General features: G+C 67.0%; 28 protein-coding genes. 12 read left to right on the forward strand and 16 right to left on the reverse strand.

All coding sequences use genetic code 11. The features are described from left to right. Positions 1–11: 11 nt before the first annotated feature. Positions 12–839, reverse strand: coding sequence for an isocitrate lyase/PEP mutase family protein (locus VN11_RS19570; RefSeq protein WP_053450949.1), 828 nt, complete (start codon positions 837–839; stop codon positions 12–14). A 163-nt stretch (positions 840–1,002) separates the two neighbouring features. Between VN11_RS19570 and VN11_RS19575 the strand changes: the two genes are divergently transcribed. The 5 genes from VN11_RS19575 (at position 1,003) to accC (ending at position 4,877) form a co-directional block, all read left to right on the forward strand. Continuing rightward, positions 1,003–1,743, forward strand: a complete 741-nt coding sequence (locus VN11_RS19575) for a DOPA 4,5-dioxygenase family protein (RefSeq protein ID WP_053451391.1) — start codon at positions 1,003–1,005, stop codon at positions 1,741–1,743. Positions 1,744–2,094: 351 nt separating this feature from the next. Beyond that, positions 2,095–2,544 (forward strand): type II 3-dehydroquinate dehydratase, encoded by a 450-nt coding sequence (gene aroQ / locus VN11_RS19580; protein WP_053450950.1) that lies wholly within the window; start codon positions 2,095–2,097, stop codon positions 2,542–2,544. Continuing rightward, a complete protein-coding gene (locus VN11_RS19585; RefSeq protein WP_053450951.1) occupies positions 2,544–2,966 on the forward strand; it encodes a lysozyme inhibitor LprI family protein in 423 nt (140 codons plus the stop codon). The genes aroQ and VN11_RS19585 overlap by 1 nt, the downstream gene beginning before the upstream one ends. Positions 2,967–3,019: 53 nt before the next feature. Continuing rightward, the gene (gene accB, locus VN11_RS19590; RefSeq protein ID WP_008265096.1) at positions 3,020–3,499 is read left to right on the forward strand and encodes an acetyl-CoA carboxylase biotin carboxyl carrier protein; all 480 of its coding nucleotides are present in this window, start codon (positions 3,020–3,022) and stop codon (positions 3,497–3,499) included. Between the two features lie 10 nt (positions 3,500–3,509). Continuing rightward, complete coding sequence (gene accC, locus VN11_RS19595) at positions 3,510–4,877, forward strand: acetyl-CoA carboxylase biotin carboxylase subunit (RefSeq protein WP_006473295.1); 1,368 nt, start codon at positions 3,510–3,512, stop codon at positions 4,875–4,877. A 97-nt stretch (positions 4,878–4,974) separates the two neighbouring features. On the opposite strand, the gene VN11_RS19600 is transcribed toward accC, so the two are convergent. Beyond that, the gene (locus VN11_RS19600; protein WP_053450952.1) at positions 4,975–5,349 is read right to left on the reverse strand and encodes a hypothetical protein; all 375 of its coding nucleotides are present in this window, start codon (positions 5,347–5,349) and stop codon (positions 4,975–4,977) included. Continuing rightward, positions 5,346–6,308 carry a hypothetical protein gene (locus VN11_RS19605; protein ID WP_053450953.1) on the reverse strand — a complete coding sequence of 321 codons (963 nt, stop codon included), beginning with the start codon at positions 6,306–6,308 and terminating at the stop codon, positions 5,346–5,348. The genes VN11_RS19600 and VN11_RS19605 overlap by 4 nt, the downstream gene beginning before the upstream one ends. Positions 6,309–6,459: 151 nt before the next feature. Between VN11_RS19605 and prmA the strand changes: the two genes are divergently transcribed. From prmA to fis, 3 genes are all read left to right on the forward strand, one after another. Then, a complete protein-coding gene (gene prmA / locus VN11_RS19610; RefSeq protein WP_053450954.1) occupies positions 6,460–7,380 on the forward strand; it encodes a 50S ribosomal protein L11 methyltransferase in 921 nt (306 codons plus the stop codon). 42 nt (positions 7,381–7,422) lie between these two features. Further along, positions 7,423–8,196 carry a DUF3426 domain-containing protein gene (locus VN11_RS19615; RefSeq protein WP_053450955.1) on the forward strand — a complete coding sequence of 258 codons (774 nt, stop codon included), beginning with the start codon at positions 7,423–7,425 and terminating at the stop codon, positions 8,194–8,196. A 115-nt stretch (positions 8,197–8,311) separates the two neighbouring features. Then, positions 8,312–8,587 carry a DNA-binding transcriptional regulator Fis gene (gene fis, locus VN11_RS19620; RefSeq protein ID WP_005419706.1) on the forward strand — a complete coding sequence of 92 codons (276 nt, stop codon included), beginning with the start codon at positions 8,312–8,314 and terminating at the stop codon, positions 8,585–8,587. Positions 8,588–8,722: 135 nt separating this feature from the next. On the opposite strand, the gene VN11_RS19625 is transcribed toward fis, so the two are convergent. The 6 genes from VN11_RS19625 to VN11_RS19650 are packed head-to-tail and all read right to left on the reverse strand — an operon-like array spanning position 8,723 to position 14,529. Then, the gene (locus tag VN11_RS19625) at positions 8,723–9,718 is read right to left on the reverse strand and encodes a phosphatidate cytidylyltransferase (protein WP_053450956.1); all 996 of its coding nucleotides are present in this window, start codon (positions 9,716–9,718) and stop codon (positions 8,723–8,725) included. Continuing rightward, complete coding sequence (locus tag VN11_RS19630) at positions 9,715–10,344, reverse strand: lysophospholipid acyltransferase family protein (RefSeq protein ID WP_053450957.1); 630 nt, start codon at positions 10,342–10,344, stop codon at positions 9,715–9,717. Before VN11_RS19630 ends, VN11_RS19625 begins: the two co-directional genes overlap by 4 nt. Positions 10,345–10,357: 13 nt before the next feature. Then, positions 10,358–10,795, reverse strand: coding sequence for a hypothetical protein (locus VN11_RS19635; RefSeq protein ID WP_053450958.1), 438 nt, complete (start codon positions 10,793–10,795; stop codon positions 10,358–10,360). Beyond that, positions 10,792–12,126 carry a phosphatase PAP2/dual specificity phosphatase family protein gene (locus VN11_RS19640; RefSeq protein WP_053450959.1) on the reverse strand — a complete coding sequence of 445 codons (1,335 nt, stop codon included), beginning with the start codon at positions 12,124–12,126 and terminating at the stop codon, positions 10,792–10,794. Before VN11_RS19640 ends, VN11_RS19635 begins: the two co-directional genes overlap by 4 nt. Next, positions 12,126–13,877 carry a bifunctional alpha/beta hydrolase/class I SAM-dependent methyltransferase gene (locus VN11_RS19645; RefSeq protein WP_053450960.1) on the reverse strand — a complete coding sequence of 584 codons (1,752 nt, stop codon included), beginning with the start codon at positions 13,875–13,877 and terminating at the stop codon, positions 12,126–12,128. The genes VN11_RS19640 and VN11_RS19645 overlap by 1 nt, the downstream gene beginning before the upstream one ends. A 34-nt stretch (positions 13,878–13,911) precedes the next feature. Next, positions 13,912–14,529: a CDP-alcohol phosphatidyltransferase family protein gene (locus VN11_RS19650; RefSeq protein WP_053450961.1), complete on the reverse strand. Its 618-nt coding sequence runs from the start codon at positions 14,527–14,529 to the stop codon at positions 13,912–13,914. 209 nt (positions 14,530–14,738) lie between these two features. On the opposite strand from VN11_RS19650, the gene purH reads away from it, so the two are divergent. From purH to purD, 4 genes are all read left to right on the forward strand, one after another. Beyond that, entirely contained in the window at positions 14,739–16,322 is a 1,584-nt protein-coding gene (gene purH, locus VN11_RS19655; protein WP_053450962.1) for a bifunctional phosphoribosylaminoimidazolecarboxamide formyltransferase/IMP cyclohydrolase, read from the forward strand. Between the two features lie 41 nt (positions 16,323–16,363). After that, complete coding sequence (locus tag VN11_RS21985) at positions 16,364–17,074, forward strand: hypothetical protein (protein ID WP_080374974.1); 711 nt, start codon at positions 16,364–16,366, stop codon at positions 17,072–17,074. A gap of 86 nt (positions 17,075–17,160) precedes the next feature. Next, the gene (locus VN11_RS19660; RefSeq protein WP_053450963.1) at positions 17,161–18,039 is read left to right on the forward strand and encodes a hypothetical protein; all 879 of its coding nucleotides are present in this window, start codon (positions 17,161–17,163) and stop codon (positions 18,037–18,039) included. A gap of 58 nt (positions 18,040–18,097) precedes the next feature. Further along, a complete protein-coding gene (purD, locus tag VN11_RS19665; RefSeq protein ID WP_053450964.1) occupies positions 18,098–19,381 on the forward strand; it encodes a phosphoribosylamine--glycine ligase in 1,284 nt (427 codons plus the stop codon). 85 nt (positions 19,382–19,466) lie between these two features. On the opposite strand, the gene VN11_RS19670 is transcribed toward purD, so the two are convergent. The 7 genes from VN11_RS19670 to ftsE form a co-directional block, all read right to left on the reverse strand. Beyond that, positions 19,467–19,799, reverse strand: a complete 333-nt coding sequence (locus VN11_RS19670; RefSeq protein ID WP_006473426.1) for a helix-turn-helix domain-containing protein — start codon at positions 19,797–19,799, stop codon at positions 19,467–19,469. Then, complete coding sequence (locus VN11_RS21990; protein ID WP_080374975.1) at positions 19,783–20,172, reverse strand: type II toxin-antitoxin system RelE/ParE family toxin; 390 nt, start codon at positions 20,170–20,172, stop codon at positions 19,783–19,785. The genes VN11_RS19670 and VN11_RS21990 overlap by 17 nt, the downstream gene beginning before the upstream one ends. Positions 20,173–20,338: 166 nt before the next feature. Next, positions 20,339–21,214: an RNA polymerase sigma factor RpoH gene (gene rpoH / locus VN11_RS19675; protein ID WP_006473441.1), complete on the reverse strand. Its 876-nt coding sequence runs from the start codon at positions 21,212–21,214 to the stop codon at positions 20,339–20,341. Between the two features lie 278 nt (positions 21,215–21,492). Next, entirely contained in the window at positions 21,493–22,206 is a 714-nt protein-coding gene (gene ung / locus VN11_RS19680; RefSeq protein ID WP_005419723.1) for a uracil-DNA glycosylase, read from the reverse strand. Further along, positions 22,203–23,045 carry a response regulator gene (locus VN11_RS19685; protein ID WP_053450965.1) on the reverse strand — a complete coding sequence of 281 codons (843 nt, stop codon included), beginning with the start codon at positions 23,043–23,045 and terminating at the stop codon, positions 22,203–22,205. The genes ung and VN11_RS19685 overlap by 4 nt, the downstream gene beginning before the upstream one ends. A gap of 7 nt (positions 23,046–23,052) precedes the next feature. After that, complete coding sequence (gene ftsX / locus VN11_RS19690; protein ID WP_053450966.1) at positions 23,053–24,000, reverse strand: permease-like cell division protein FtsX; 948 nt, start codon at positions 23,998–24,000, stop codon at positions 23,053–23,055. Positions 24,001–24,003: 3 nt separating this feature from the next. Continuing rightward, positions 24,004–24,690, reverse strand: coding sequence for a cell division ATP-binding protein FtsE (gene ftsE, locus VN11_RS19695; protein ID WP_006473446.1), 687 nt, complete (start codon positions 24,688–24,690; stop codon positions 24,004–24,006). Positions 24,691–24,749 lie beyond the last annotated feature (59 nt).

A 24,749-nucleotide genomic window follows, 5' to 3' on the forward strand; every position in this document is an offset into this window, starting at 1 on the left:
CCGGATTTCCGTCAACGGAACAGCGCGTTCAACGCCGCGCCCGAGGCCGCCTGCTGCAGGCCATCGAAACACCCGTCCTGCATGATCGGTTGGGTCGCCTGCATCAAGCCGCCCCACGCCGCGCGGGCCAGTGCGCCACCGAGGCTGACCCGGCGCACCCCGAGTGCGGCGATGTCCTGCAGGCGCATGGGCGTCGGTCCACCCACCAGCAGGTTCACCGGCTTCGATCCTGCCGCGGCCACCACCGCGCTGATCTGCTCAGGCGTGCTGATGCCCGGCGCGTACAGCACGTCGGCACCGGCCTCGGCATAGGCGCGCAGGCGCTGCAGGGTGTCCTGCAGGTCCGGCACCCCCACGAAGAAGTTCTCTGCACGGCCCACCAGCAGCACATCGGCGCCGGCATGGTCGATCGCCGCGCGGGCCGCACGCAGGCGCTCGACCGCCTGCTGGATCGGGCGCAGTGGTGCATCGGCCACACCGCTGGCATCCTCGATCGACAATGCGGCGACACCGGTATCGATCGCCGCGGCCACCGCCTCTGCCACCGCCGTTGGCGTGGCACCGAAGCCATCCCCGAAGTCGGCGTTCACCGGCAGTGGCGTCGCCCCCACCATCAGGCGCAGATGCTCCAGCGTGGCCTGCAGCGAAACCGCACCTTCCGGCCGCCCCTCGCTCCAGGCACAGCCGGCACTGGTGGTCGCCAGCGCCTGGAATCCCTGCCGCTGCAGGTAGCGCGCACTGCCCACGTCCCACGGATTGGGCAGCACGAAGCAGCCCTGTGCATGCAGCTGGCGGAAAGCCGCGCGCCTGCGCGGGATGTCGGCGTCGATCAAGGTCATGGCGGGCTCCGGTACGGTACAGCGGCACCCTAGCCCGGCCATCGCCTGCGCTCAATGGCCGCATGCACAGGCGCATGAAGTGATGCCGCCTGCTTATTGGACGCGGCCGAGGGCCGTGCCGGAGCGTGCTTGCCTGCCCCCTCATGCTGCCATGGAGCCGTTCATGCACCCCGACCTGGATTCCCCCGCTGACACCCACATCGACGCAGGCGACGATGACGCGCAGTGGGCCGAACTGCTGTCGCCCGCCCGCCGGCGCCTGATCGCTTCGGCCGGGCTGGCCGCCGGCGGCCTGGCCAGCGCGTCGACGGCAGCGGCAGCCACGCGCGACGACCGTGCCGTGAACACCACCGAGCCGGGGCAGCCCGGCTTTCGCGCCATCGTCCCGCCGGCGGCGAAGGGCAGCAGCCCGTGGGGCCAGGCGACGGCCAGCGAGCCCACCCCGCGACCGGCCAGCGTGCGCCCCGGCGAGGCCACGCTGCCCGCCACCCCACGCGCGTACACCGACATCAAGAGCTATCACGCGCACATCTACTTCGATGAGGACAGCTTCGCCAAGGCGGCCCTGCTGCGGCGCTGGGCCGCCGAACGCTTCCCGGTGGAGCTGGGCAACTGGAACCTGGAACCGCGCGGGCCGCACGTCACGCCTTCGTTCTATTTCGGCTTCACCAACGACCTGCTGCCGGTGCTGGTGCCCTGGCTGCAGCTCAACAGCCTGGGCCTGACCATCCTGATCCACCCCAATACCGGCGACGGCCGCGCCGACCATCTGCATTACGCGCTGTGGGTGAACCGCGCGCAGCCGGTGAATGCCTACAACTGGCCGACACCGAAGCCCGGCGAACGGGAGCCGCTGGAGGAAGTCTTCCCGAACGTGGTGCCGACGGTGCCGCTGGAGACCTGAGCGGGTGCGTGGCGGGGGCGGTGGGTGGCGTGCAGCGCACCTTGGGCTGCCCCTCGGTGGGTGCGTAGCTTGCTGCGCACCGAACTTCCTTCATCCACGCATGGCGTGGATCTACCGCATCACGGCCCGTTGCGGCGTCGGTCATCGCCCGGCCTTGCCGGCATCGTCGGCCTACGTGCCAGCATCCCCGGCCAGCACCACGTTCAGCGCGCCTTGATCCGGCTCCCGCCGTACAGCCGCAAGCACTCCGGCGAATTTCAAACAATCGATTGAAACACGGCAAACTTCGCCGAACTGGACAGCATCCGCCGCTTCCGCCAGACTGCCGCCCTTTCCCGTCTTCCGGATCCCATGGCGAAGCTGCTGGTCCTGCACGGCCCCAACCTCAACCTGCTCGGCACCCGCGAGCCGGAGGTCTACGGCCACACCACGCTGGCCGATATCGACCAGGCGCTGGCCGCGCAGGCGTCCGCCGCCGGGCACGCCGTGGAAAGCCTGCAGTCCAATGCCGAGCATGTTCTGGTGGACCGCGTGCAGGCCGCGCGCAACGACGGAACCGCTTTCATCCTGATCAACCCGGCCGCCTTCACCCACACCTCGGTCGCCGTGCGCGATGCGCTGGCGGCGGTGGCCGTGCCGTTCATCGAGATCCACCTGTCCAACCCGCATACCCGCGAACCGTTCCGCCAGCACAGCTACTTCAGTGACAAGGCGGTGGGCGTGGTGTGCGGCTTCGGTGCCGACAGCTACCGCTACGCGATGGACGCGGCGCTGCTGCGCGTGCAGGCGGCGGGCGCGTGATGATGCTGCCGCGCGTGCTTGCCAGCCTCGCGCTGTGCGCCGGCCTGTGCGGCGTTGCCCATGCGGGCGACCGCAGTGCCGAAGGCATCGACTGCGCGCATCCCGCCACCACGATGGAGAGCGACCTGTGCGCTTCGGACGTGGCCGCTGCTGCCGACGCCGAACTCAATTCCGCCTATGCCCTGGCGCGCCAACAGCTGCGCACACCGGCCAAAGGCGGTAGTTGCAGCTACTGCGGCGATGCCGAGCAGCAGCTGGTGCTGGCCCAACGCGCCTGGATGCAGCTGCGCGACCATGACTGCAACGCGGTCTATGCCCTCAATTCCGATGGCACGGCACGCAACGGCGCACAGATGCGCTGCCTGATCACCCAGACGCGCGACCGTACGCGGCAGCTGCGCGAGTTCTACGAACTGCTTTGACCCGAGCGCGACGCGCTCCCCACCACACTGACATCAAGAGCAAAGAGGCCACCATGGATCTCCGCAAAATCAAGAAGCTGATCGACCTGCTGGAAGAGTCGAACCTGGCTGAAATCGAAATCAAGGAAGGCGAAGAGTCGGTGCGCCTGTCGCGCGCCCCGGTGGCCGGCTACGCCGCGCCGATGCCGGCACCGGTGTATGCCGCCCCGGCTGCCCCGGCCGCGCAGGCGATGCCGATGCAGTCGCCGACCGAAGCCTCCACCGGCGGCACTGCCAAGCCGGGCCCGGCGCTGCCGGAAGGCCACGTGCTGCGCTCGCCGATGGTCGGCACCTTCTACGCCTCGTCCGCCCCGGACAAGCCGGCCTTCGTCAGCGTCGGCCAGCAGGTCAAGGAAGGCGAGACCCTGGCCATCATCGAAGCGATGAAGATGTTCAACCCGATCGAAGCCGACAAGTCCGGCACCATCGTCGCCATCCTCGGCGAAAACGGCCAGCCGGTGGAGTTCGACCAGCCGCTGTTCGTGATCGGCTGAGGGGCACGCCATGCTCGACAAAGTCGTCATTGCCAACCGAGGGGAGATCGCGCTGCGCATCCTGCGCGCGTGCCATACCCTGGGCATCCGCACGGTGGCCGTGCATTCCACGGTCGACCGCAACCTCAAGCACGTGGCCATGGCCGACGAGTCGGTCTGCATCGGCCCGGCGCCGTCGCCGCAGAGCTACCTCAACATCCCGGCGCTGATCGCCGCCGCTGAAGTCACCGACGCCCAGGCCATCCACCCGGGCTACGGCTTCCTGTCGGAGAACGCCGACTTCGCCGAGCGCGTGGAGGAGTCCGGCTTCATCTTCATCGGCCCCAAGGCCGACACCATCCGCATGATGGGCGATAAGGTTGAAGCCATCCGCGCGATGAAGTCGGCCGGCGTGCCGTGCGTGCCCGGCTCGGGCGGCCCGCTGGGCGAAGACATCGTCGCCAACACCAAGATCGCCCGTGAGATCGGCTATCCGGTCATCATCAAGGCGGCCGGTGGCGGCGGTGGCCGCGGCATGCGCGTGGTGCACGCCGAAGCCTCGCTGAAGACCTCCATCGAAACCACCAAGAGCGAGGCCAAGGCCGCGTTCGGCAATGGCGAGGTCTACATGGAGAAGTTCCTGGAGAACCCGCGCCACGTGGAGATCCAGGTGCTGGCCGACGGCCAGGGCAACGCCATCCACCTGGGTGAGCGCGACTGCTCGATGCAGCGCCGCCACCAGAAGGTGGTGGAAGAAGCACCGGCACCGGGCATCAGCGCCGAACAGCGCGAGCAGATCGGCAAGGTGTGTACCGAAGCCTGCGTGCGCATCGGCTACCGCGGCGCCGGCACGTTCGAGTTCCTGTACGAGGACGGCCGCTTCTACTTCATCGAAATGAACACCCGCATCCAGGTGGAGCATCCGGTCACCGAAATGGTCACCGGCATCGACCTGGTGGCCGAGCAGCTGAAGATCGCCGCCGGCCAGAAGCTGTCGATCAAGCAGAGCGACGTGGTGCTCACCGGCCACGCCATCGAGTGCCGCATCAACGCCGAAGACGCCGAAACCTTCGTGCCGAGCCCGGGCACCATCACCGGCTTCCATCCGCCGGGCGGCCCGGGCGTGCGCGTGGACACCCACATCTACAGTGGCTACCGCGTGCCGTCGAACTACGACTCGATGATCGGCAAGCTGATCGTGCACGGCCCGGATCGCGAAACCGCCATCGCCCGCATGCGGGTGGCGCTGAGCGAGATGGTGGTCGACGGCATCAAGACCAACATCGCGCTGCAGCAGCGGATCATGCGTGACAAGGGCTTCCAGGCCGGTGGCCAGAACATCCACTACCTGGAAAAGCGCCTGGCCGAACGCAAGAACAAGCCGATCGCGTTGACCTGATCGGTGCCACAGGCTGGATACGGAAAGGGCGGGGATTTCCCCGCCCTTTTTCGTTGTCTGTAGCGCCGAGCATGGGCTCGGCGCTACGCAAACAGGTTCAGCGCTTGTCCGCCACTTCGGCCGGAATCTGCGAATTCGCCAGTGGGCGAACGCCATTGGGTGAGCTCGGGTCGACGATCACCATGGTTTCGGTGGAACCATCGGGCCAGACCACCTGGAAGGTGCTGCCGGCCGGTAGTGAGGCGAACGGCATGCCGCTCTGTGCGCGATAGACCGCCGCAACCTGGCTGGCACCGGCGCGGCGAACGTCTTCCTGCGCCTTTACCGTGGTCAGTTCCACTTTTGACAGATGCCGGTAGCGATCCTCGTAGGTATCGATCATCAACAGACCGACCGCACCCGCCGAGTAAGCCACGAACAGCGCCACCCAGAACCAGAATTTGGCCCCATGCAGGAATCGACGGTAGTTCATTGCCCGCCTCTCTTGCCAACCAATCGCTTGATCCACTGCTTCATCTTCCCCGAACCTTGCCGCGAAACCGCAGCGTCATACACGAAATCCCGGAAATCCTGTGCTCCATCCTGCGAACAGATCCCTCCGTTCGCACAAAAACCGTTCACCAGTACGCTGTCCGCACCACAAGGTAGACCGAGTTCACAGGCCGCAACCCGCCATGCAAGTTCGCTGAGCGGCTCACCGGCCACCTGCCCGGTCAGCGCACGATCGCCCGCTGCCCGTGCGCCCATTCCCGGCGCAATGGCCATGAAGGCTTCCGGGTCGCGCGACGCACGCACCCGCTCGACCAGATCACGGCGGTACTCGGGGCTGTCTAGCAGCGGCTCCCCTTCGGCGAACAACGAGGCCTCCGCAGCCAGGTTGCCCTGTGCGGCCGCCTTGCGCCGCTCGGCCAGCACCCGCGCGGCGCCCAGCTTGTCGCCCGGCACGAAACCACCACAGCGCTGCGCCACGCGTTCGCGTGCCTGCACCATGGCCGGTGCAGCGGTCAGGCCTAGTCCGGCCAGCACGTTGTTGTCCAGGCGGTACCCACCCGGATCGAGGGCGTACTGCGCGCAGTAGTCATAGACCCGGCTCAGCATCCAGCGCGCTTCATGATTGCCGTCATCGGCCTGCACGCGCAGGCGCTGCGCATACGCGTACAGATCAGTGGCCTCCTCGAAGTCGGCGCGCAGGTCCAACGGCAGCCCCGACGGCAGCGCGTTGCCTCGCTCGACAGCCGACAGGCGGCGTGCCAATGCTTCGGGCACCACCGGCATCGACGTGCTGGTGCCGCCCGCCGACAGCACCGACGGCAGCTCCGACGGTACCGGCACCGCGGAAACGTGGCCGCTGGCCCGATACCCGACCACGCCCAGCACGGCCACCGCCGGCAGCACGAGCAACCAGGTTTTCAGGGTCGGAGCGAAGGCCATCGGCGGCAGTCAGGCGTCAAGGCGCACAGGAAAGCGTGCAGTTTAGCAAGGCCCGGCAGCCCTGTCTGAACGGCCTTCGTTCATCTCAAGGCATACGGAGACGCCCTGATGGTCTAGCATGGCCCCCTTTCCCGCGATTGCCCCCACCGCCATGCCGTTCCTGGAACTGACCCTGCGTTGCACCGAAGCCACACAGCCCCGCTATGAAGACGCGCTTGAAGATGTGGGCGCACTGGCTGTCACCCTGCTCGATGCCGAGGCCGATACCAGCAACGAGCAGGCCATCCTTGAGCCGGGCGTGGGCGAGACCCCGCTGTGGGACACCCTGGTACTGAGCGCGCTGTTCCCCGCCGACAGCAACGCGCTGTTGCTGCTGGCTGCGCTGGAGGCCTTCGATCCGGAGCTGGACTGGAGCAGTGGCAGCTTCCGCGCGGTCGAGGATCAGGACTGGGAACGCGCCTGGCTGGACCAGTTCCAGCCGATGGATTTCGGCAGCCGTACCTGGATCGTGCCGTGGAACCATGAGCTGCCGGACGCCGCACAGGCCGCCGACGCCGCCGTGGTGCGGCTGGACCCGGGCCTGGCGTTCGGCTCGGGCACCCACCCGACCACCGCGCTGTGCCTGCGCTGGCTGGACCAGCTGGCCGTGGATGGCCAGCTGCAAGGCCAGCGCGTACTCGACTTCGGTTGCGGCTCGGGCATCCTCGCCCTGGCCGCGCTGAAGCTGGGCGCCGCTGAGGCCATCGGCGTGGACAACGATCCGCAGGCACTGGTTGCCACCGCCGACAATGCCGAGCGCAACGGCGAGCAGGCGCGCATGCAGGTGTACCTGCCGCAGGACGAGCCGGTTGCGACCTATCCGATCGTAGTCGCCAACATCCTCGCCTCGGCACTGGATGCGCTGGCCGAACTGCTGGCCGCGCGCGTCGCGACGGGCGGCCGCATCGCCCTGTCCGGCATCCTGCATGGCCAGGAAGGTGAGCTGCTGCAACGCTACGCGGCGTGGTTCGACGAACTGCAGGCCACGCAGGACGGCGACTGGATGCGCATCACCGGCGTGCGCCGCGCCTGATCGTGGTTGAATGACTGCTGGATCCGAGCCCGCGCCCTGAGCATGTCCGAGCCGAACCCGCCGCGCCGCCCCCTGGCGACCTTCCTGCGCACTGCGTCGGCGGGTGAAGCCGCGCCCGCGACCGATGCGCGCATGCAGGACGACGCCGCACCCGCAGCGCCCACGGTAGAACCTGCGGCCGATCCCATCGAGCCAATGCAACCGCCGGCGGCAGAAAGACGACACGATGATGACACTTTCATCGTGGAGGACGTCGCGCCCCTCGAACCGGCGCCGGTCGCGGTGCCGGCAGCGGTGGCTGCTGCCAGTGATGCTCCCAGTTTCCTCGGCAGCGCGCGAGCGCGCACGCTGCCGGCACCGCGCTGGCACTGGCTGCTGGTGGCAGGTCTGGCACTGCTGCTGGTACTGCAGAGCGTGCTGGCCGACCGCGCGCGCCTGGCCGCCGACGCCGGCAACCGTGCATGGCTGGCCCCCCTGTGCGGCGTTCTCCATTGCAGCCTGCCGCCCTGGCATGAACCGGCCGCGTTCACCATGACCAGCCGCGAGATCCGCCCACTGCCCGGGCAGGCCGGCGTGCTGCAGGTACAGGCCAGTATCCGCAACGATGCGCGCTGGGCGCAGGCCTGGCCGGACCTCCGCCTGTCGCTGTCCGATGCCGATGGCCGGGTGATCGGCAGCGGTGTGTTCCCCCCTGCGCAGTACCTGGGCGAGCCTCCCGGCACCGCGCAGCTGGAACCGGGCCAGAGCGCACGCATTGCGTTCCGTGTACAGGAGCCCGCCGCATCCACTGTCGCATTCACCTTCGACTTCCTCTGACCAGGCTGAAGACGCCCAGCCGTGGCAGGTCGAGCACGCTCGCGCTAGACTGACCGCCACCACCTCGTCCGGCCGCGCGCTCCGCGCGCACGGGCCAACCGAATCGGGAACCCCCTTGAACGCTGTCCTTTCTCGTCCTGACAACAGTCGTGGCGCTCCCCGGCCACCGCTGCGTGAACACGTCGCCCAGTCCGTGCGCCGCTACCTGCGTGATCTCGATGGCTGCGACGCGGACGATGTCTACGAGATCGTGCTGCGCGAGATGGAGATCCCGTTGTTCGTGGAAGTGCTCAACCACTGCGAAGGCAACCAGAGCCGCGCCGCAGCGATGCTGGGCATCCACCGTGCCACCCTGCGCAAGAAGCTGAAGGAATACGGCATCAGCGCCTAAGCGCCGATACCGCCTTTGTAGAGTCGAGCCATGCTCGACTGCTTCTGCGCCAGGCAACCCGTGAAAAGCAGTCGAGCATGGCTCGACTCTACAAGAGCGGCTCGCCACGCCATGCGTGGATGGCGCGTCCCGGAATCAACCGCCGCCGCCCGCCTTCCAGTAGTAGCGCACCACATGGAAGAACACCGGCGCGGCGAAGCACACCGAATCCAGCCGGTCGAGCATGCCCCCGTGGCCCTCGATCATGTGGCCCCAGTCCTTGATGCCGCGGTCGCGCTTGATCGCCGACATCACCAGGCCGCCCCAGAATCCCATCAGGTTGATCAGCAGCGACAGGCCGAAGGCCTGCAGTGGCGTGAATGGCGTGATCCACCACAGCGCCGCGCCCAGCGCGCTGGCACTCAGCACGCCCCCCACGAAGCCCTCCACCGTCTTCGACGGCGACAGCTTCGGTGCGATCAGGTGCCTGCCCAGCAGCTTGCCCCAGATGTACTGCAGCACGTCCGAGGACTGCACCACGATCACCAGGAAGGCAAACAACAGCACGTTGCGCGACGGGTCATGCCCCGGCACGTGCAGGTTCAGCAGCAGCGGGACGTGCGAGATGCAGAACACGCAGATCATCAACCCCCACTGCACCTTCGCCGTGCGCTCCAGGTAGTGGGTGGTATCACCGCCGATGGTCGACAGGATCGGCAGGAACAGGAACGCGTAGACCGGAATCAGCAGCGTGTACATGCCGTACCAGTCGATCCACACCAGGTAGTACTGCCAGGGCAGCACGATGTAGAACGCTGCCAGCAGCGCGTAGTAGTCGCCCGAGCGGGTCGGCGCCAGGGTGATGAACTCGCGCAGCGCGAACAGCGAGATGATCGCGAACAGCACGATCACCCCGGCACGGCCGAAGAACAACGCCAGCCCGACCACGATCGCCATCACCCACCACGCGCGGATGCGCGAGACCAGGTTGGCGATCACCGCGCTGGGCTGCCCGCGCCGGCGCCAGCGCAGGGTCTCTGCCACCAGTGTGGCCAGCACCAGCACCGCGCCGACACCGGCAAACAGCAGGCCGGTCTGCTGGCCTACGCTCTGCGTTGCCAGATCGCCGGAGACATCCAGCACGAAACTCATGCGCGGCCTCCATTCGGTGCCAGGTCCAGCAGCGCCTGCCGGCTGCGCGCCAGGAAGGCGGTCTTGTCCTCATCGGCCTGCAGCCGCAGCGGCGTACCGAAGGTGGCCGTGCACAGCAGCGGCAACGGCAGGAACCGGCCCTTGGGCATCACCCGTTTCAGGTTGTCGATCCACACCGGTACGAACTCCAGTTCCGGGCGCTGCCGCGCCAGGTGGTAAATGCCGCTCTTGAACGGCAGCAGCGGTTCGTCGCCGACATTGCGCGTGCCCTCCGGGAACAGGATCAGCGAACACCCTTCATCGACCGCTTCGCGCAGTACCTGCAACGGATCCTGCTGGCGATGCCCGGCCTCGCGCTCGACCAGCACGCCGTTGAACACCGCATCGATCAGGTAGCGGCGCAGGGCATCGCCCTGCCAGTACTCGGCCGCCGCCACCGGGCGCACCTGGCGGCGCAGCGCCGGTGGCATCGACGACCAGATCAGCACGAAGTCACCGTGGCTGGCGTGGTTGCCGTAATAGACGCGGTGCTCGCTGGATGGTGCACAGCCGATCCACAGCGCGCGTGCGCCGGTCACCACATGGATCGCGCCACTGCAGGCGCGGGCAATCAGTCTGGCGAACATCGGTTCCTCCCGTTCACGTCTGCGGCCACAGCACCGCCAGCAGCAGCACCGAGAACTGCAGCAGGGTGGCCACGTACTGGCACACCAGCAGGCGCCGCATGCCGATCCAGCGCGCGTCCCAGCCACGCATCGGCGCCTGCGCATCGCGGCGACGCAGGCCGGCGGTGTGGAGGGCAGCATCCACCCGTGCGGCGGCCGCATCCCCCTGCAGGTGTTCGCGCAGCAGCAGCTGCAGCAGGCTGGCATCAAGCTGCACGCGCACCGCGTAGTACGCCTGCACCACGCCCATCGCCACGCTCAGCAACAGCAGGCCGGCGGCCATCATCGCCAGCCCCGGCTCACTACCCAGCAACAGCAGCGCCACCAGCAGCAGGCCCAGTGACAGCACGGCTGGCAGGCGGCCCTGGCGCAGCAGCAGGTGCATCATCGGCAGATCGGCAGCGTTGCTCATGCAGGGCTCTCCGGTGCGACGGCGGCCGCGATGGCCTGTAGATGACTGTCATGCAGGACGATCGACGGCCGTGCGCTGCGCACGATCGCCACCGCAGCGTCGGCATCGGTGGCACGACCACTGCACAGCAGCCAGGTCGCGACGCTGGCGGCACTGCGCGAATAGCCCAGCGCACAGCACACGAGCAGCGGCCCCTGCGCACGCAGCCGCTCGATCGCCTCGGCCGCCTCGCGCAACTGCGCCGGCGTGGGTACCACCAGATCCAGCATCGGCACGCGGGCATACGCCGCGCCCGGCGCACGGCAGGACAATTCGGCACAGACGTCCACCACGCCCCGCAGCGGCGGCAGCAACGCGGTGCTGGGAATGCGCCCCAACCACACGCCGTCCATCACCGGCACCGGCTGTGGCGCACGGCGTGTCCACACTCGTGAGTTGATCCAGGCCGCACCCAGATACGGCGCCAGCAGCCAGCGTGCCGCCATCGTCAGGCGTCCATCGGCGCGCTTCTGGAACACCGCCGTGCCCAGCCCGGCGTAGGCCAGTGCCACCAGCAGCAGCGACACCACCGGCCACAGCAGCCACAGCGCTGCATCGCGCACCACCACCACTGGTACCAGCAGGGCCGTCGCCCCCAGCAGATAGAACAGCGCCATGCGCCAGCGCCTGGGGTCGCGTGCGGTGCGCCAGGCGCGCAGCGGTGGCGTGCCCTGCTCCGGCCACAGCCAGACGCATAGCCATCCCGCCAGCAGGCCGGTCGGGATGTCGATGAAATGGTGCTGGAACGTGGTCAGTACCGAAACGCCGATCAGCAGCGCCCACCCATGCAGCACCCAGCGCCAGGCGCCGTGCAGGTACTGCGCGAACTTCACCCACAGCACGATCAGCAGCACGATGTGCAGCGACGGCGCCTGGTTGAACGGCTTGTCGAAGCCCAGCAGCACATCGAACAGCCAGCCGAACACACCGCCGATCTCCGGCCGTTCGAAGCTGAAACGCAACGGCCACAGCAGGAAACACGCCACCGCGATGACCTGCGCGCTGAACAGCCGCAGCGCGTGCCGGTCCAGTTCCAGCCGTTGCCGGCACAGGAAGAACGAGATCGCATAGAACAGATCGATCGACCAGTACGGCACGATCGTCCACGGCACGAACGGAATGCGTGTCTCCCAGGCGAACGCCATCACCGGCAGCGCAGCATGGCGGCTGGCCATCCAGTTGGCGAAGCCGTAGCTGGCGAAGAAGAACGGGCCCAACAGGGCCAGCCACAACAGGGCGCGCCGCCAGGGGCGCCCCTCTGCGGCCCGCGGGGCGGCGGCGAGCGTCGCCATCACGCGGTCCGGCGTGCCAGCGACACGGTGAAGATGCCGAAGTCATCAATGCGCTGCGCCACCTTCTCGAACCCGGCCAGTCGCACCAGCTCGTCCATCTCCTGCTGGGTACGACGCCGCATCACCCACGCCGCGCCACCGCGGTGGCTGGTCAGCGCGCGGGCGATGAACTCCAGCTGCGGGTGCCAGGGCTGGCCGGTGTAGGCCAGATAACCGCCGACCGGCACCCTCGCGGCGATGCCCTGCAGCGAGCGCAATACCGCATCGTTGTCGGGGAACAGTTCGTACAGGCCCGAGACCACGGCCAGCGTCGGCGCCGGGTCCACCCTGGCCAGCTGCGCCGGATCGAACGCATCGCCCTGCTCGAAGCGGGCGATGTCGGCCGCCCCGAGCCGCTCGATCAGCGCCTGGCCCTGGGTGACATTCAGGTCGCTGAAATCACGCAGCACGATGCGATCGGCGCGCTGTTCGCCCTGGCCCAGCGCTTCCAGCACGTAGCGGCCATGGCCGGCAGCCACGTCCAGCACGCGCACCGGCGTGCCCTGCCCGCGCAGGCGCTGGGCAGCATCGCGCAGCAGTTCCTGCAGGTGCTGGCCACGCACGCGGATGCCGCGCCAGCCGATCGCATCCAGATAGTTGCGATCGACCATGCGTCCCAGCGGGCCCTTGCCACGGGCTTCGTCGCGGTAGATGTAGTCCAGCGTGCTGCCCGAATCGAAACCGGTCTGCAGCCCCAGCGCGATGCCTTCAGACAACGTGCCGCCGAAGCGCAGGCCACCGCGCACCACGCGCCAGCGCAGGTCGGCCAGGCTGTTGCGCTCTGGCGGCCACGCCAGGATTTCCGATTCCTCGAAGGTCGGCCCATGGCGGTGCGCATCGCGTCGCGACAGCTCGCGCAGCGGTTCGGCGAAACGCGCCTGGATGAAGCTGCGGATGCGTGCCAGCGCAGGCGCGCGGTCGCGCTCGCCCAGCGTGTCGTGGAAGAAGCCCGGCAGGTGCACGCGCTCCTTGATCGGGCTGGACAGGCGTTCGTAGAAGCGGTCCTGCGGGCCGCGATGCACGACGAAATCCGAACCGGACACCAGCAGCTGCACAGGCACGCTGATCGCCTGTGCGTCGGCCACGACGCGGTCGGCGGCCTCGTACAGGCCCAGCAGCACGCGCACCGAGATCGGCCGGGTGATCAGCGGATCGGTGCGGTAGCTCTGCACCCGCGCCGGGTCGTGGGTCAGCCACTGCGGCTTGACATAGCTGTTGACGAAGAAGTTGCCGCGCAGCTTCTGCATCAACGCCAGGCCCGGGCGAGCGAACGGCACGTACAGCTTCACCTTGAACGCCGGCGAGGCCATCACCAGCGCGCGCAGGCGCGGCGCATAGTCATGCACCCAGGTGGCGGCGACCACGGCGCCCACGCTCTGCGCGATCACCACGATGTCTTCCACCGCGATGCCGTGCTCGGCACCGATATGGGCGATGAAGCTGTCCAGATCGCGCACAAGCGCCGGGAAGCCCGGTGCATCGCCACGCGCACCCGGCGAACGGCCGTTACCGCGCGCATCCCAGGCGAAGAAGGCGGTGGCGGGCAGGTCCAGCTCATCGACCAGGTGGGTGACGCGCCCGGAGTGCTCGTGGCCGCGGTGCAGCAGCACGATGGCCTTGGTGGCCGGCGCTGCGGTGGTGCCCGCCCAGTACCGGTAGAACAGCGCTACCTGGTCGAAGCTGTGGAATTCCCGTTCCTGCGCCTGACGCATGCAATCTCCTGATTGTCTTTTTGTATCTGCTTGATTAATTAGGCGAAACCGCCGCTTCCCGCAGTCCGCGACGGACGCGGTTGATCATGGTCAGCATGCACAGCGCCGCCATGGCCGCAGCCACGCCAGTGACCGCCATCGCGCCAACCCACTCAAACGCCAGCAGCAGGCCCAGCGCACCGATCACGAACGCGCGGTCGCTCTTGCCCATCGGGCCGTCGTAGCGGCGGCTGGCACCAACCATCAGCCCCAGCACGCCGGCGTACTCGCTCAGCGCCGCCGTCCAGGCCAGCAGCCACAGCGCTTCCGGGCGCACGCCCGGCACGCTGAGCAGGCTCAGGTACAGCGCGGCGTCGGCGACCACATCGCACAGTTCGTTCAGATAGGCACCCAGCCGCGACTGCTGGCCGAACTCGCGGGCCAGCATGCCGTCCACCGCGTTGAGTGCCATGCGCAGCAGCATCCACAACGGCAGCAGCAGGTACAGCAGCGGCTGGGCCGGGGCGCAGCACCACACCGCAGCGGCCACCAGCAGCGAGACCACGGCAGCGGCCACGGTCACCGCGTTGGCGGTGACCCCCATGCGGTACAGGCCGCGTACGGCTGGACGCAACAGGTCCTGGAAACGTCCCTTCAATGCATAGATCGACATGATCCGAAGCCGCTGATCCTTGGCAGTTCGGGCACAGCCTACCCGATTGCGGCAGTGCGCCCCATCCAATTGCTTGCAGGCCGCCCCGGCCCAGGGTGTGCTGAAGGCGGCCGCAGGGCCGTCGGCGCCAGCCGATTTTGCCCGCCAGCGCCCGCCACCGGCCCCCACCGCCTACAATATCGGCCCCGCTCCGCTGCCGATTCTGTCCCATGACTGCTGATCTGTTGCCCGTCCGTCGGGCCCTCCTCTCCGTTTCCGACAAGACCGGCCTGGCCGAGTTGGCCACTGCGCTGGCTGCACGCGGCGTGGAGCTGCTGTCCACCGGCGGCACCGCCAAGGCCATTCGCGACATGGGCTTGGCCGTGAAGGACGTGGCCGACGTTACTGGCTTCCCGGAGATGATGGACGGCCGGGTCAAGACCCTGCACCCGATGGTGCACGGCGGCCTGCTCGGCCGATCCGGCCTGGATGATGCGGTGATGGCCGAGCACGGCATCGGCGCCATCGACCTGCTGGTGCTGAACCTGTACCCGTTCGAGTCGGTCACCGCCAAGGCCGACTGCACCCTGGCCGACGCGGTCGAGAACATCGACATCGGCGGCCCGGCGATGCTGCGTTCGGCAGCCAAGAACTTCGCCCGCGTGGCGGTGGCCACCGATCCGTCGCAGTACGCCGAACTGCTGGCCTCGCTGGACGCCAACGACGGCCAGCTGAGCGCCGCCACCCGCTTCGCGTTCTCGGTGGCCGCGTTCAACCGCGTCGCCCAGTACGACGCGGCAATCAGCAACTACCTGTCGGCGGTCACCGCCACCGACGCCGCGGTACCGGCGCGTGCCGAGTACCCGGCGCAGATGAACTCCACCTTCGTGAAGGTGATGGACCTGCGCTACGGCGAAAACCCGCACCAGAGCGGCGCGTTCTACCGCGACCTGTACCCGGTGCCGGGCACGCTGGCCACGTTCCAGCAGCTGCAGGGCAAGGAACTGAGCTACAACAACCTGGCCGATGCCGATGCAGCGTGGGAATGCGTGCGCCAGTTCGACGCGCCGGCCTGCGTCATCGTCAAGCACGCCAACCCGTGCGGCGTGGCCGTCGGTGCCGGCAACGGCGATGCCTACGAGCTGGCCTACGCCACCGACCCGACCAGCGCCTTCGGCGGCATCATCGCCTTCAACAAACCGCTGGACGCCGCCACCGCCAAGGTGATCCTGGACCGCCAGTTCGTCGAAGTGCTGATTGCCCCGGACTACGAGCCGGCCGCGCTGGAATACGCGCAGAAGAAGGCCAACGTGCGCGTGCTGCGCATCCCGCACGGCGATGGCCTGAACAACTTCGACAGCAAGCGCGTCGGCTCGGGCCTGCTGCTGCAGTCCTCCGACAACCGCGGCATGACCCGTGATGAACTGAAGGTGGTCAGCAAACTGGCGCCGACCGACAAGCAGTTCACCGACCTGCTGTTCGCCTGGAAGGTGGCCAAGTTCGTGAAGTCCAACGCGATCGTCTACGCCAAGGACAACCGCACGATCGGCGTGGGTGCCGGCCAGATGAGCCGCGTGTACTCGGCGCGCATCGCTGGCATCAAGGCCGCCGATGCGAACCTGGTGGTCGAGGGCTCGGTGATGGCCTCCGACGCGTTCTTCCCGTTCCGCGACGGCATCGACGCCGCCGCTGCCGCCGGCATCAAGGCGGTGATCCAGCCGGGCGGTTCGATGCGCGATGCCGAAGTGATCGCCGCCGCCGACGAACATGGCCTGGCCATGGTGTTCACCGGCGTGCGCCACTTCCGTCATTGATCAGCCGGCTATTTTTCTTGTTCGAAGAAAGGAATCTTGTAATGACCGCCACTTCATCTACTGCTGCACTCTTTGAAATTCTCAGCAAGATTAAAAGCCATAGGTCGGGGGGCGACTTCTATACCGCCTGGCGGCAGCTGTTCGATACCCCAGACAACAACAGCGTGCTTAGAGAGCTAGGACTGCTCTTCCCGATGGTCGAATCCGCAACACTTGAAGCCAGCTCAGCAGCGATTGGATTCAGTGGACGCTCGACAAATCACTGGAGAACTCAAGTCCTCTCCGCAATTACAAGCGCCACCGGACACAACAACTGGGAGCAGTTCAGGAATGGAATTGATTCCCACACGCTAGGCTACCTAGAGCTTCAGGCGAATCTGGTTCAAAACATTAGTGCTGACCAGCCATTATCCGAAGAAAAGTTGGGCGAAGCTCTCGATCAGCTAAGAAACGCATTGACTCAGATCGGCCTCTCCACGTTGGCCATTGAAGTTAAAGCGATCTTGCTGCGCCGCATCCGCGAGCTAATCTCTGCGATCGAGGACTATCGATTCACTGGAAATCCGGCGCTATTCGACCATTTCAAAGTTGCATCGTTCGACATTGCAGCAGCAAAATCTGGCACCCCCGAAGTCTCCAGCATTGACGGTCTTGACAAAGGACTATCGATTCTTGCGAATGCCATTACAGTTGCCTCAAGCGTTAAACTTCTGACCAAGCCCGCATTAAAACTGCTAGGAATAGAGTCTTGACTGGTCTGTCAGCCGCTATTTTTTTTGACCGTCGCTTTCATCGGACTTCACAAGCCGAGCACGTGTACATCTATTAGGTGGCGCGAATGACGTCAGTTTCAACCAAACCCCTGGTTTTGCTCGCCCTGCTGGGTGCGGCCGTACTGGCGGGCTGCAAGCCTGCGGGCGAGCCCAGCGTGGCGCCGAAGGTGGATGCGCCTTCGGTCGCCCCCGCCTCACCGGCCCAGCACGTCAGCCGCACCGCACGACTGCAGGCTTTTCTGGTCCAGCGTTACGGCAGCAACGCCAAGCTCTCCGGTGAATGGCGCGGCAGCTGGACCGACGATGGCGACACCCATGCGATGGACTGGCAGGTCTGCGCGGAACAACCGGTGGTGAGCGGTGACAGCTGGCAACAGCTGCTGGCCGTGTGCGGTGCGCTGGTCGATGGCGCACACATCGACCCGGGCACCATCGAGTTCTTCGTGCTGCGCCCTCAGAGCGAGGGCTTCGAAGTGAGCAGCGAACTGACCGGCGAGCGTTTCGGCAGCGGCGGCCAACCCGGCACCGCCAGCATCATCCGCGCCGGTAGCGACTTCTATGGCTTCCGTGTCGAGGACGGCTGGTTCGGCCAGGGCTTCTCGCTTCTCTCGCAATCGCTGATCCTGCCCGGCCCGAACGGCCTGGTCGCCAGTGGCAGCGTGCGCAGCCATATCGACAATGACGCCCAGTACGAGTGCGACGACGTCGACGCCAATGCCGATCCTGAAACGTCGGAAGACTGCCGCAGCCGCCGCTTCAGCATCGATTTCGCACTGCGTTTCGACGACAGTGACCGCAGTGCGCGCACCTGGCCGCTGCTGATCGAGGAGACCGGCACCACCTGTGGCGGCAAACCAGTCCGCCAGCAGCACCGCTTCACCCTGGACAGCAAGACCTGGACCTATTCCTTCCCCGAAGCGCTGCGACGCGAAGGCTGCGAGTGAGCCACGCGCGCCGCCGGGGATACCGATCTTCCCTTCCCACGCAATCTGGAATCTCGTGATGAACGTACTTGTCATCGGCTCTGGCGGCCGCGAACACGCCCTGGCATGGAAGCTGGCCCAGTCCTCCCGTGTCACCGAAGTGATCGTGGCGCCCGGCAACGCCGGCACCGCCAACGAAGACAAGTGCCGCAACGTGGCGGTGAAGGTCACCGACATTGATGGCCTGCTCGCGCTGGCCCAGGCCGAAGGCGTGGCGCTGACCGTGGTCGGCCCGGAAGTGCCGCTGGTAGCCGGCGTGGTTGACCGCTTCCGCGCCGCCGGCCTGCGCATCTTCGGGCCGACCGCCGCCGCCGCGCAGCTGGAAGGCAGCAAGGCCTACGCCAAGGACTTCCTGGCCCGCCACAACATTCCCACCGCGTTCTATGCCGTGCACACCGAGGTGGATGCCGCGCTGGCCTACATCCGCGAGAAGGGCGCACCGATCGTGGTCAAGGCCGATGGCCTGGCCGCCGGCAAGGGCGTGATCGTTGCAATGACGCTGGCCGAAGCCGAAGACGCGGTGCGTGACATGCTCTCGGGCAACGCGTTCGGTGATGCCGGTGCACGCGTGGTCATCGAGGAATTCCTCGACGGCGAGGAAGCCAGCTTCATTTCGATGGTGGACGGCGTGCATGCGCTGCCGATGGCCACCTCGCAGGACCACAAGCGCGTCGGCGACGGCGACACCGGCCCGAACACCGGCGGCATGGGCGCGTACTCGCCGGCCCCGGTGGTCACGCCGGAGGTACACGCACGGGTGATGCGCGAGGTGGTGAACCCGACCGTGCAGGGCATGATCGCCGACGGCATCCCGTTCACCGGCTTCCTCTATGCCGGCCTGATGATCGACGCCAGCGGCGCGCCGAAGGTGATCGAATTCAACGTGCGCTTTGGCGACCCGGAAACCCAGCCGGTGATGCTGCGCCTGCAGTCGGACCTGGTGGAGCTGGTGGAAGCGGCCATCGACGGCCGCCTGGACCAGATCGAAGCACAGTGGGATGCACGGCCGTCGCTGGGCGTTGTGATGGCCGCCAGGCCGTACCCGGAATCGCCGGTTACCGGTGACGTCATTTCTGGCCTCGGCGACGTGCCGGCCAGTGCCAAGGTGTTCCATGCCGGCACCACGCTGGACGCGCAGGGCCAGGTGCTCAGTGCCGGCGGTCGCGTGCTGTGCGTGGCGGCGCTGGGCGACAGCGTGCGCGATGCACAGGCCAACGCCTATGCCGGCGTGGCCAAGGTGACCTGGGCCAACGAGTTCCACCGCAACGACATCGGCTGGCGCGCGATCGCACGCGAGGGCTGAGGCAGTCACGGCATCGGGACATCCACGCATGGCGTGGATTGAATAGCGCCGAAACGAACGGGCCCGGCAATGCCGGGCCCTTGCTTTACAGGACTGCTTCGAGTCCCTTCCGATCAATCAGGTTCAGCAGTTTCAGTGAGGGCCCGCTGGGCTTCTTCTCGCCTTGCTCCCAACTGCGCACCGTGGAGACGCTGGTGTTCAGCACCCCGGCAAACACTGGCTGGCTGAGCTGCAACGATGTACGCAGCGCGCGGATCTGGGCACTGCTGTATTCGGGAACAGGCTCAAGGCACAGCGCCTCGTAGCTGCTCAACCGACGTTTGTCGATGAAGCCGTGCGCATGCAGACTCACGGCCGCATCGTGCACTGCCTCAAGCAGCAAACTTTTTGCGCGCCTTCGCTCAGGGGCCTTTGCCATGGCAGATCTCCTGTAGATCCCCGTACTCCACGGCACGCTTCAACTGTGCCGGACTCATTTTCAGGAACTCCGATGCATACAACTGCAGTGCATCTCGTTCCGCATTCGTGATCGCGGCGCGTTCGTTCTTTTCATATCCGAAAAGAAAGAACCAATGCCCGCCTCGCTGTGTTGCGACGATGGTTCGAGCGCTTCCGCGCTTTCCTCGTCCCGGCAACGCGACGCGCTTCTTGAAGAGGCCTCCGCCAAGATCTGCATCCACCAGACCCGCTTCCATTTCCCCTACCGACTGACACAAGGCAGCGTCAGACAGCACGGTCCTGCGCATGCTGCGGTTGAAACTTCGGGTGCGGAAAACGCGTGGCATGATCATACCGTGCCACCCAGTGGTACGGCGTGAACATCAGGATCCAGCGCAGGACCCGGTCGGCGCAATCACCGTCCTGGCGTCAGGGCATCCACGCATGGCGTGGATGCGCCCCACAAACGTGAAAGGCCCGGCATTGCCGGGCCTTTCTCCATTCCAACGCCACCCCGCCTTACGCGGTGAACAGCGCCTTCATCTTCTTCAGCGCGTTCGCCTCGACCTGGCGGATGCGCTCGGCCGACACGCCGTACTCGTCGGCCAGCTCCTGCAGCGTCACCTTGCTGTCGGCATCCAGCCAGCGGCGGCGGATGATGTCGCGCGAACGGGCATCCAGCTCGGCCAGGCCTTCGCGCAGCAGCTGCATCTGGTTGTCTTCGCTGTCGGCACGCTCGTAGGCCATCGACGGGTCTTCGTCGTTGGCAACCAGGAACGCGGCCGGCGACGGCGGCGCGTGTTCGTTGTCCTCGTCGGTCGGCGCATCGAAACCGATATCGCGACCGGACAGGCGCGATTCCATTTCCATGACCTCACGCTCGGACACGTTCAGGTCCTTGGCCACCGCGCTGACTTCGGCCGCGTTCATCCAGCCCAGGCGCGTCTTCGACTTGCGCAGGTTGAAGAACAGCTTGCGCTGCGCCTTGGTGGTGGCGACCTTCACGATGCGCCAGTTCTTCAGGATGAACTCGTGCATCTCGGCACGGATCCAGTGCACGGCGAAGGACACCAGGCGCACGCCCATGTCCGGGTCGAAGCGCTTGACCGCCTTCATCAGGCCGATGTTGCCTTCCTGGATCAGGTCGCCCAGCGCAAGGCCGTAACCGTTGTAACCGCGGGCCACGTGCACCACGAAGCGCAGGTGCGAATGCACCAGCTCGCGGGCGGCGTCCAGATCGTTGCCGTCGCGGAAGCGACGGGCCAGGTCCTGTTCGTCATCGACCGACAGCACCGGGATCTGGTGCACGGCACCGATGTAGGCGTCCAGCGAACCGAGCGCACTGGGAATCGGGAGATTGTTTGCCACAAGGGCAGTAGAGGTGTTCTGGCTCATAGGCACCCATCTTAGCAGTCCGGGATTTGGACTGCTAAAGGAGGAAAAAGTTCCAGCATCCTATTGATGCAACACTGGTCCCAAACAGAGCCCTACCGTAGCGCGATTTGATGACAGTGGCGAGCACGCTTTTCGGGATTCACAATCCCTTGGAATTCAAGCAATTACCCACCAGAAACCGGCCGATTCCGGTCAAGCGGAGCTGAACGGGCTGCCTCGAAGGCCCATTCAGGGCCGGGGACGTTGCCCGATGTTCAGGCCCAGCCGCCCGCGGGCGCTCAAAGCGCCGAACGAGGCGGAAGCGACCAGTCGATCGGGGCCTGGCCGCGGCGCTGCAGGTACTCGTTGGCCATCGAAAAATGCCGGCAGCCGAGGAAGCCGCGGTGGGCCGACAACGGCGACGGATGCGGCGACTTCAGCACGCGATGGCGGCGGGTGTCGATGACCTTGCCCTTCTGCTGCGCATAGGCGCCCCAGAGCATGAACACCAGGCCTTCGCGTTCGCGGTTGAGCACGTCCACCACGTGGTCGGTGAAGCCCTCCCAGCCCCGCCCCTGGTGCGCGCCGGCCTTGCCCTCTTCCACGGTCAGCACCGCATTGAGCAGCAACACGCCGCGCTGCGCCCACGGGATCAGGCAGCCGTGGTCCGGACGCGGGATACCGAGATCGCTCTCGATCTCCTTGTAGATGTTCAGCAGCGACGGCGGCACCGGCACGCCCGGCGGCACCGAGAAGCTCAGGCCATGGGCCTGGCCACGGCCGTGATACGGGTCCTGGCCGAGGATGACCACCTTCACCTGCTCGAACGGCGTGGCGTCGAACGCAGCGAAGATCTGCGGGCCGGGCGGGAATACCGCGGCACCACTCGCCTTGCGCTGGCGCAGGAAGCTGGACAGCTCGCGCATCTGCGGTTGCAGCAGGTAATCACCGACGTGCTGCTTCCAGCTCGGTTCCAGCTGGATCGTCGGGGTGTCGGCTACTTCATCCATCATCGAATCAGGGGTCCATCGTTCAATCGGGCCAGCCGCAGCTGGAACAGCACCTTGGTAACCAGCAGCCGTTCTTCGATCGGCTTGAGCACCAGGTCGTTGGCGCCGGACTGCAGCAGCCCGGTCTGGTTGTGGGGATTGCCGTCGCCGGTCATCACCAGCACCGGCAGGCGGCGCTTGCCGTAGCCGAAGTCCACGCGCACACGCTGCACCACGTCGCGGCCGCTCAGTTCACCCTTCAGGGTGACGTCGGTCAGCACCAGGTCGATGCGGTGGCGGCTGCGGCCCAGCGACTCGGCCGTGAGCAGGGTGAACGCCTCTTCCGCGCTGACCACGTGCAGCACGTTCAACTGCTGGCGTTCGAGCATGCGCTTGGTGGCCTCGGCCACCACGCGGCTGTCCTCGATGTAGAGGATGGTCGCGCCGGGAATGGTCTGCGGCTGCACGTAGCCGCGGATGAAGGTCGCCAGCGCCTCGTGGCCGAGCGATTTGTCGAAATAGTCGGTGACGTATTCGGTGAAGCGGCGCTGCTCCAGGTGCTGCTGGGCATCACCGGACACCACGATCACCGGCACATAGGCCTGGCCCACGGCGTCGCGGACCATCCGCGCCAGCGCCAGGCCATCCCCGTCGCGCAGGGTCAGCGACGTGGTCACCAGGTCCACCGGGCCCTGCGCCAGCGCCTGCTGTGCATCCTCAATGCTGTCGCAGCCGATCACCTCCACGCCCGGCAGCTCACGGGTCAGGACGTCGGCAATCAGCTTGCGCACCAGCTTCGAGCCATCGACCACCATCACCCGCGTCGCGGGCCCATCAAGGTGCTTCAGCGCTTGCGGTTGCATGCCGGTCTCAGGTGTCGGTCGGACGGGTCTGGCGGAGGAAGTGGCCGGTGACCAGCCAGGCCCCCAGCCAGCCCAGCAGCAGCGTGCCGAGCAGGACCAGGCCCCCATGCAGCAGGTCCAGGCCATGCAGCACGAACGGGCTGCCGTAGCTGCGCGAGAGTTCGGCCAGCGGCATGCGCAGTGCGGCGCCGGCGGCGGCGATCAGGGCCAGCGCCACCGCACCGGCACCGAGGCCGTACCAGGCGCCCAGGTACAGGAACGGACGGCGGATGAAGCCGTCGCTGGCACCAAGCAACTGCAGCACACCGATCTCTTCGCGGCGGGCCTGGATATCCAGGCGCACGGTGTTGCCGACCACCAGCGCGGCTCCGGCGCCGAGCAGCACCGACAGCACCTGTACCAGCCGTGCCCCGAACGCCAGCCAGGCATCCAGGCGCTGGCGCCACAGCGCATCGTGCTGCACCAGGTCGGCCTCGGGCAGGCTTTCCAGCGCACGTGCCAGGCGCGCATCGTCCTTGCCCTGGCCCGGGGTGATCACCAGCAGCGAGGGCAGCGGGTTGTCGTTGAGCGCGTCGATCGCCTCGCCCAGGCCAGCATCGCGCAGTTCCTGCAGGCCCTGTTCGGGCGTGCGCACGTTCACTTCGGCGACGTCGTCGCGGTCGCGCAGCTGGCCGGCCAGGCGCAGCGCGCCGGGGCCATCGACATTGCCCTTCAGGAACACATTGATATCGCGCGACTGCTGCACGCTGCCGGCGAACTGCTTGAGGTTGTCCAGCGCGATCGACAGGCCCAGTGGCAGGGCCAGCGCCAGCGCCATGACCATCACCGTCAGCAGCGTCGCCCACGGCTTGCGGCAGGCGCGGCCCAGGCTGAACACCACGCTGTGCACGTGGTGCTGGAACCAGACGCCCACCCGCGAGGGGGCGGCGGCTTCGCTGTTTTCGTTCTTCGCCATGCGTTACTCCGCCAGGTCCTGCGGCGAGATGTCGTCCGCCAGCCGGCCGTGGTCGAGGATCAGCACGCGCTTGCGCATGCGACGCAGCAGCGGCAGGTCATGGCTGACCACCAGCACGCTGGTGCCGCGCGAGGGCAGCTCGGCGAACAGGGCCATGATCTCCGCCGCCAGGGTCGGGTCGAGGTTGCCGGTCGGCTCATCAGCCACCAGCAGTTTGGGCTCGCCGACGATGGCGCGGGCGATGCCGACGCGCTGCTGCTCGCCGGCCGACAACTGCGAGGGCAGCGCCTTCTCGCGATGGCCCAGGCCCATCCGTTCGAGCACCGAGCGCACGCGCTTGCTGATGTCGCCGCGGCGGGTACCGCGCAGGATCAGCGGCAGCGCCACGTTCTCGGCGATCGAGCGGTCCATCAGCAGGCGATGGTCCTGGTAGACCGCCCCCACCGCGCGTCGGTGGCGCGGCACATCGCCGCCACGCACCTTCAGCAGGTTACGCTCGTCGAACACCACCGCGCCACGGCTGGGCCGCTCGTCGAGGTGGATCAACTTGAGCAGGGTGCTCTTGCCCGCACCGGAATGGCCGGTGACGAACAGCATCTCGCCCGGCGCGACCTCGAAGCTGACATCGATCAGCGCCTCGTGGCCACCGGCGTACTGTTTGCTGACATTGTCGAAGCGCAGGACACTCATGCCCCGATTATGCAGGAGCGGCGCGACGACGTGGAGATGGCCACATGATCGGTCGTGCC

Source organism: Stenotrophomonas maltophilia, assembly GCF_001274595.1.
GTDB classification, from domain to species: Bacteria; Pseudomonadota; Gammaproteobacteria; order Xanthomonadales; family Xanthomonadaceae; genus Stenotrophomonas; species Stenotrophomonas forensis.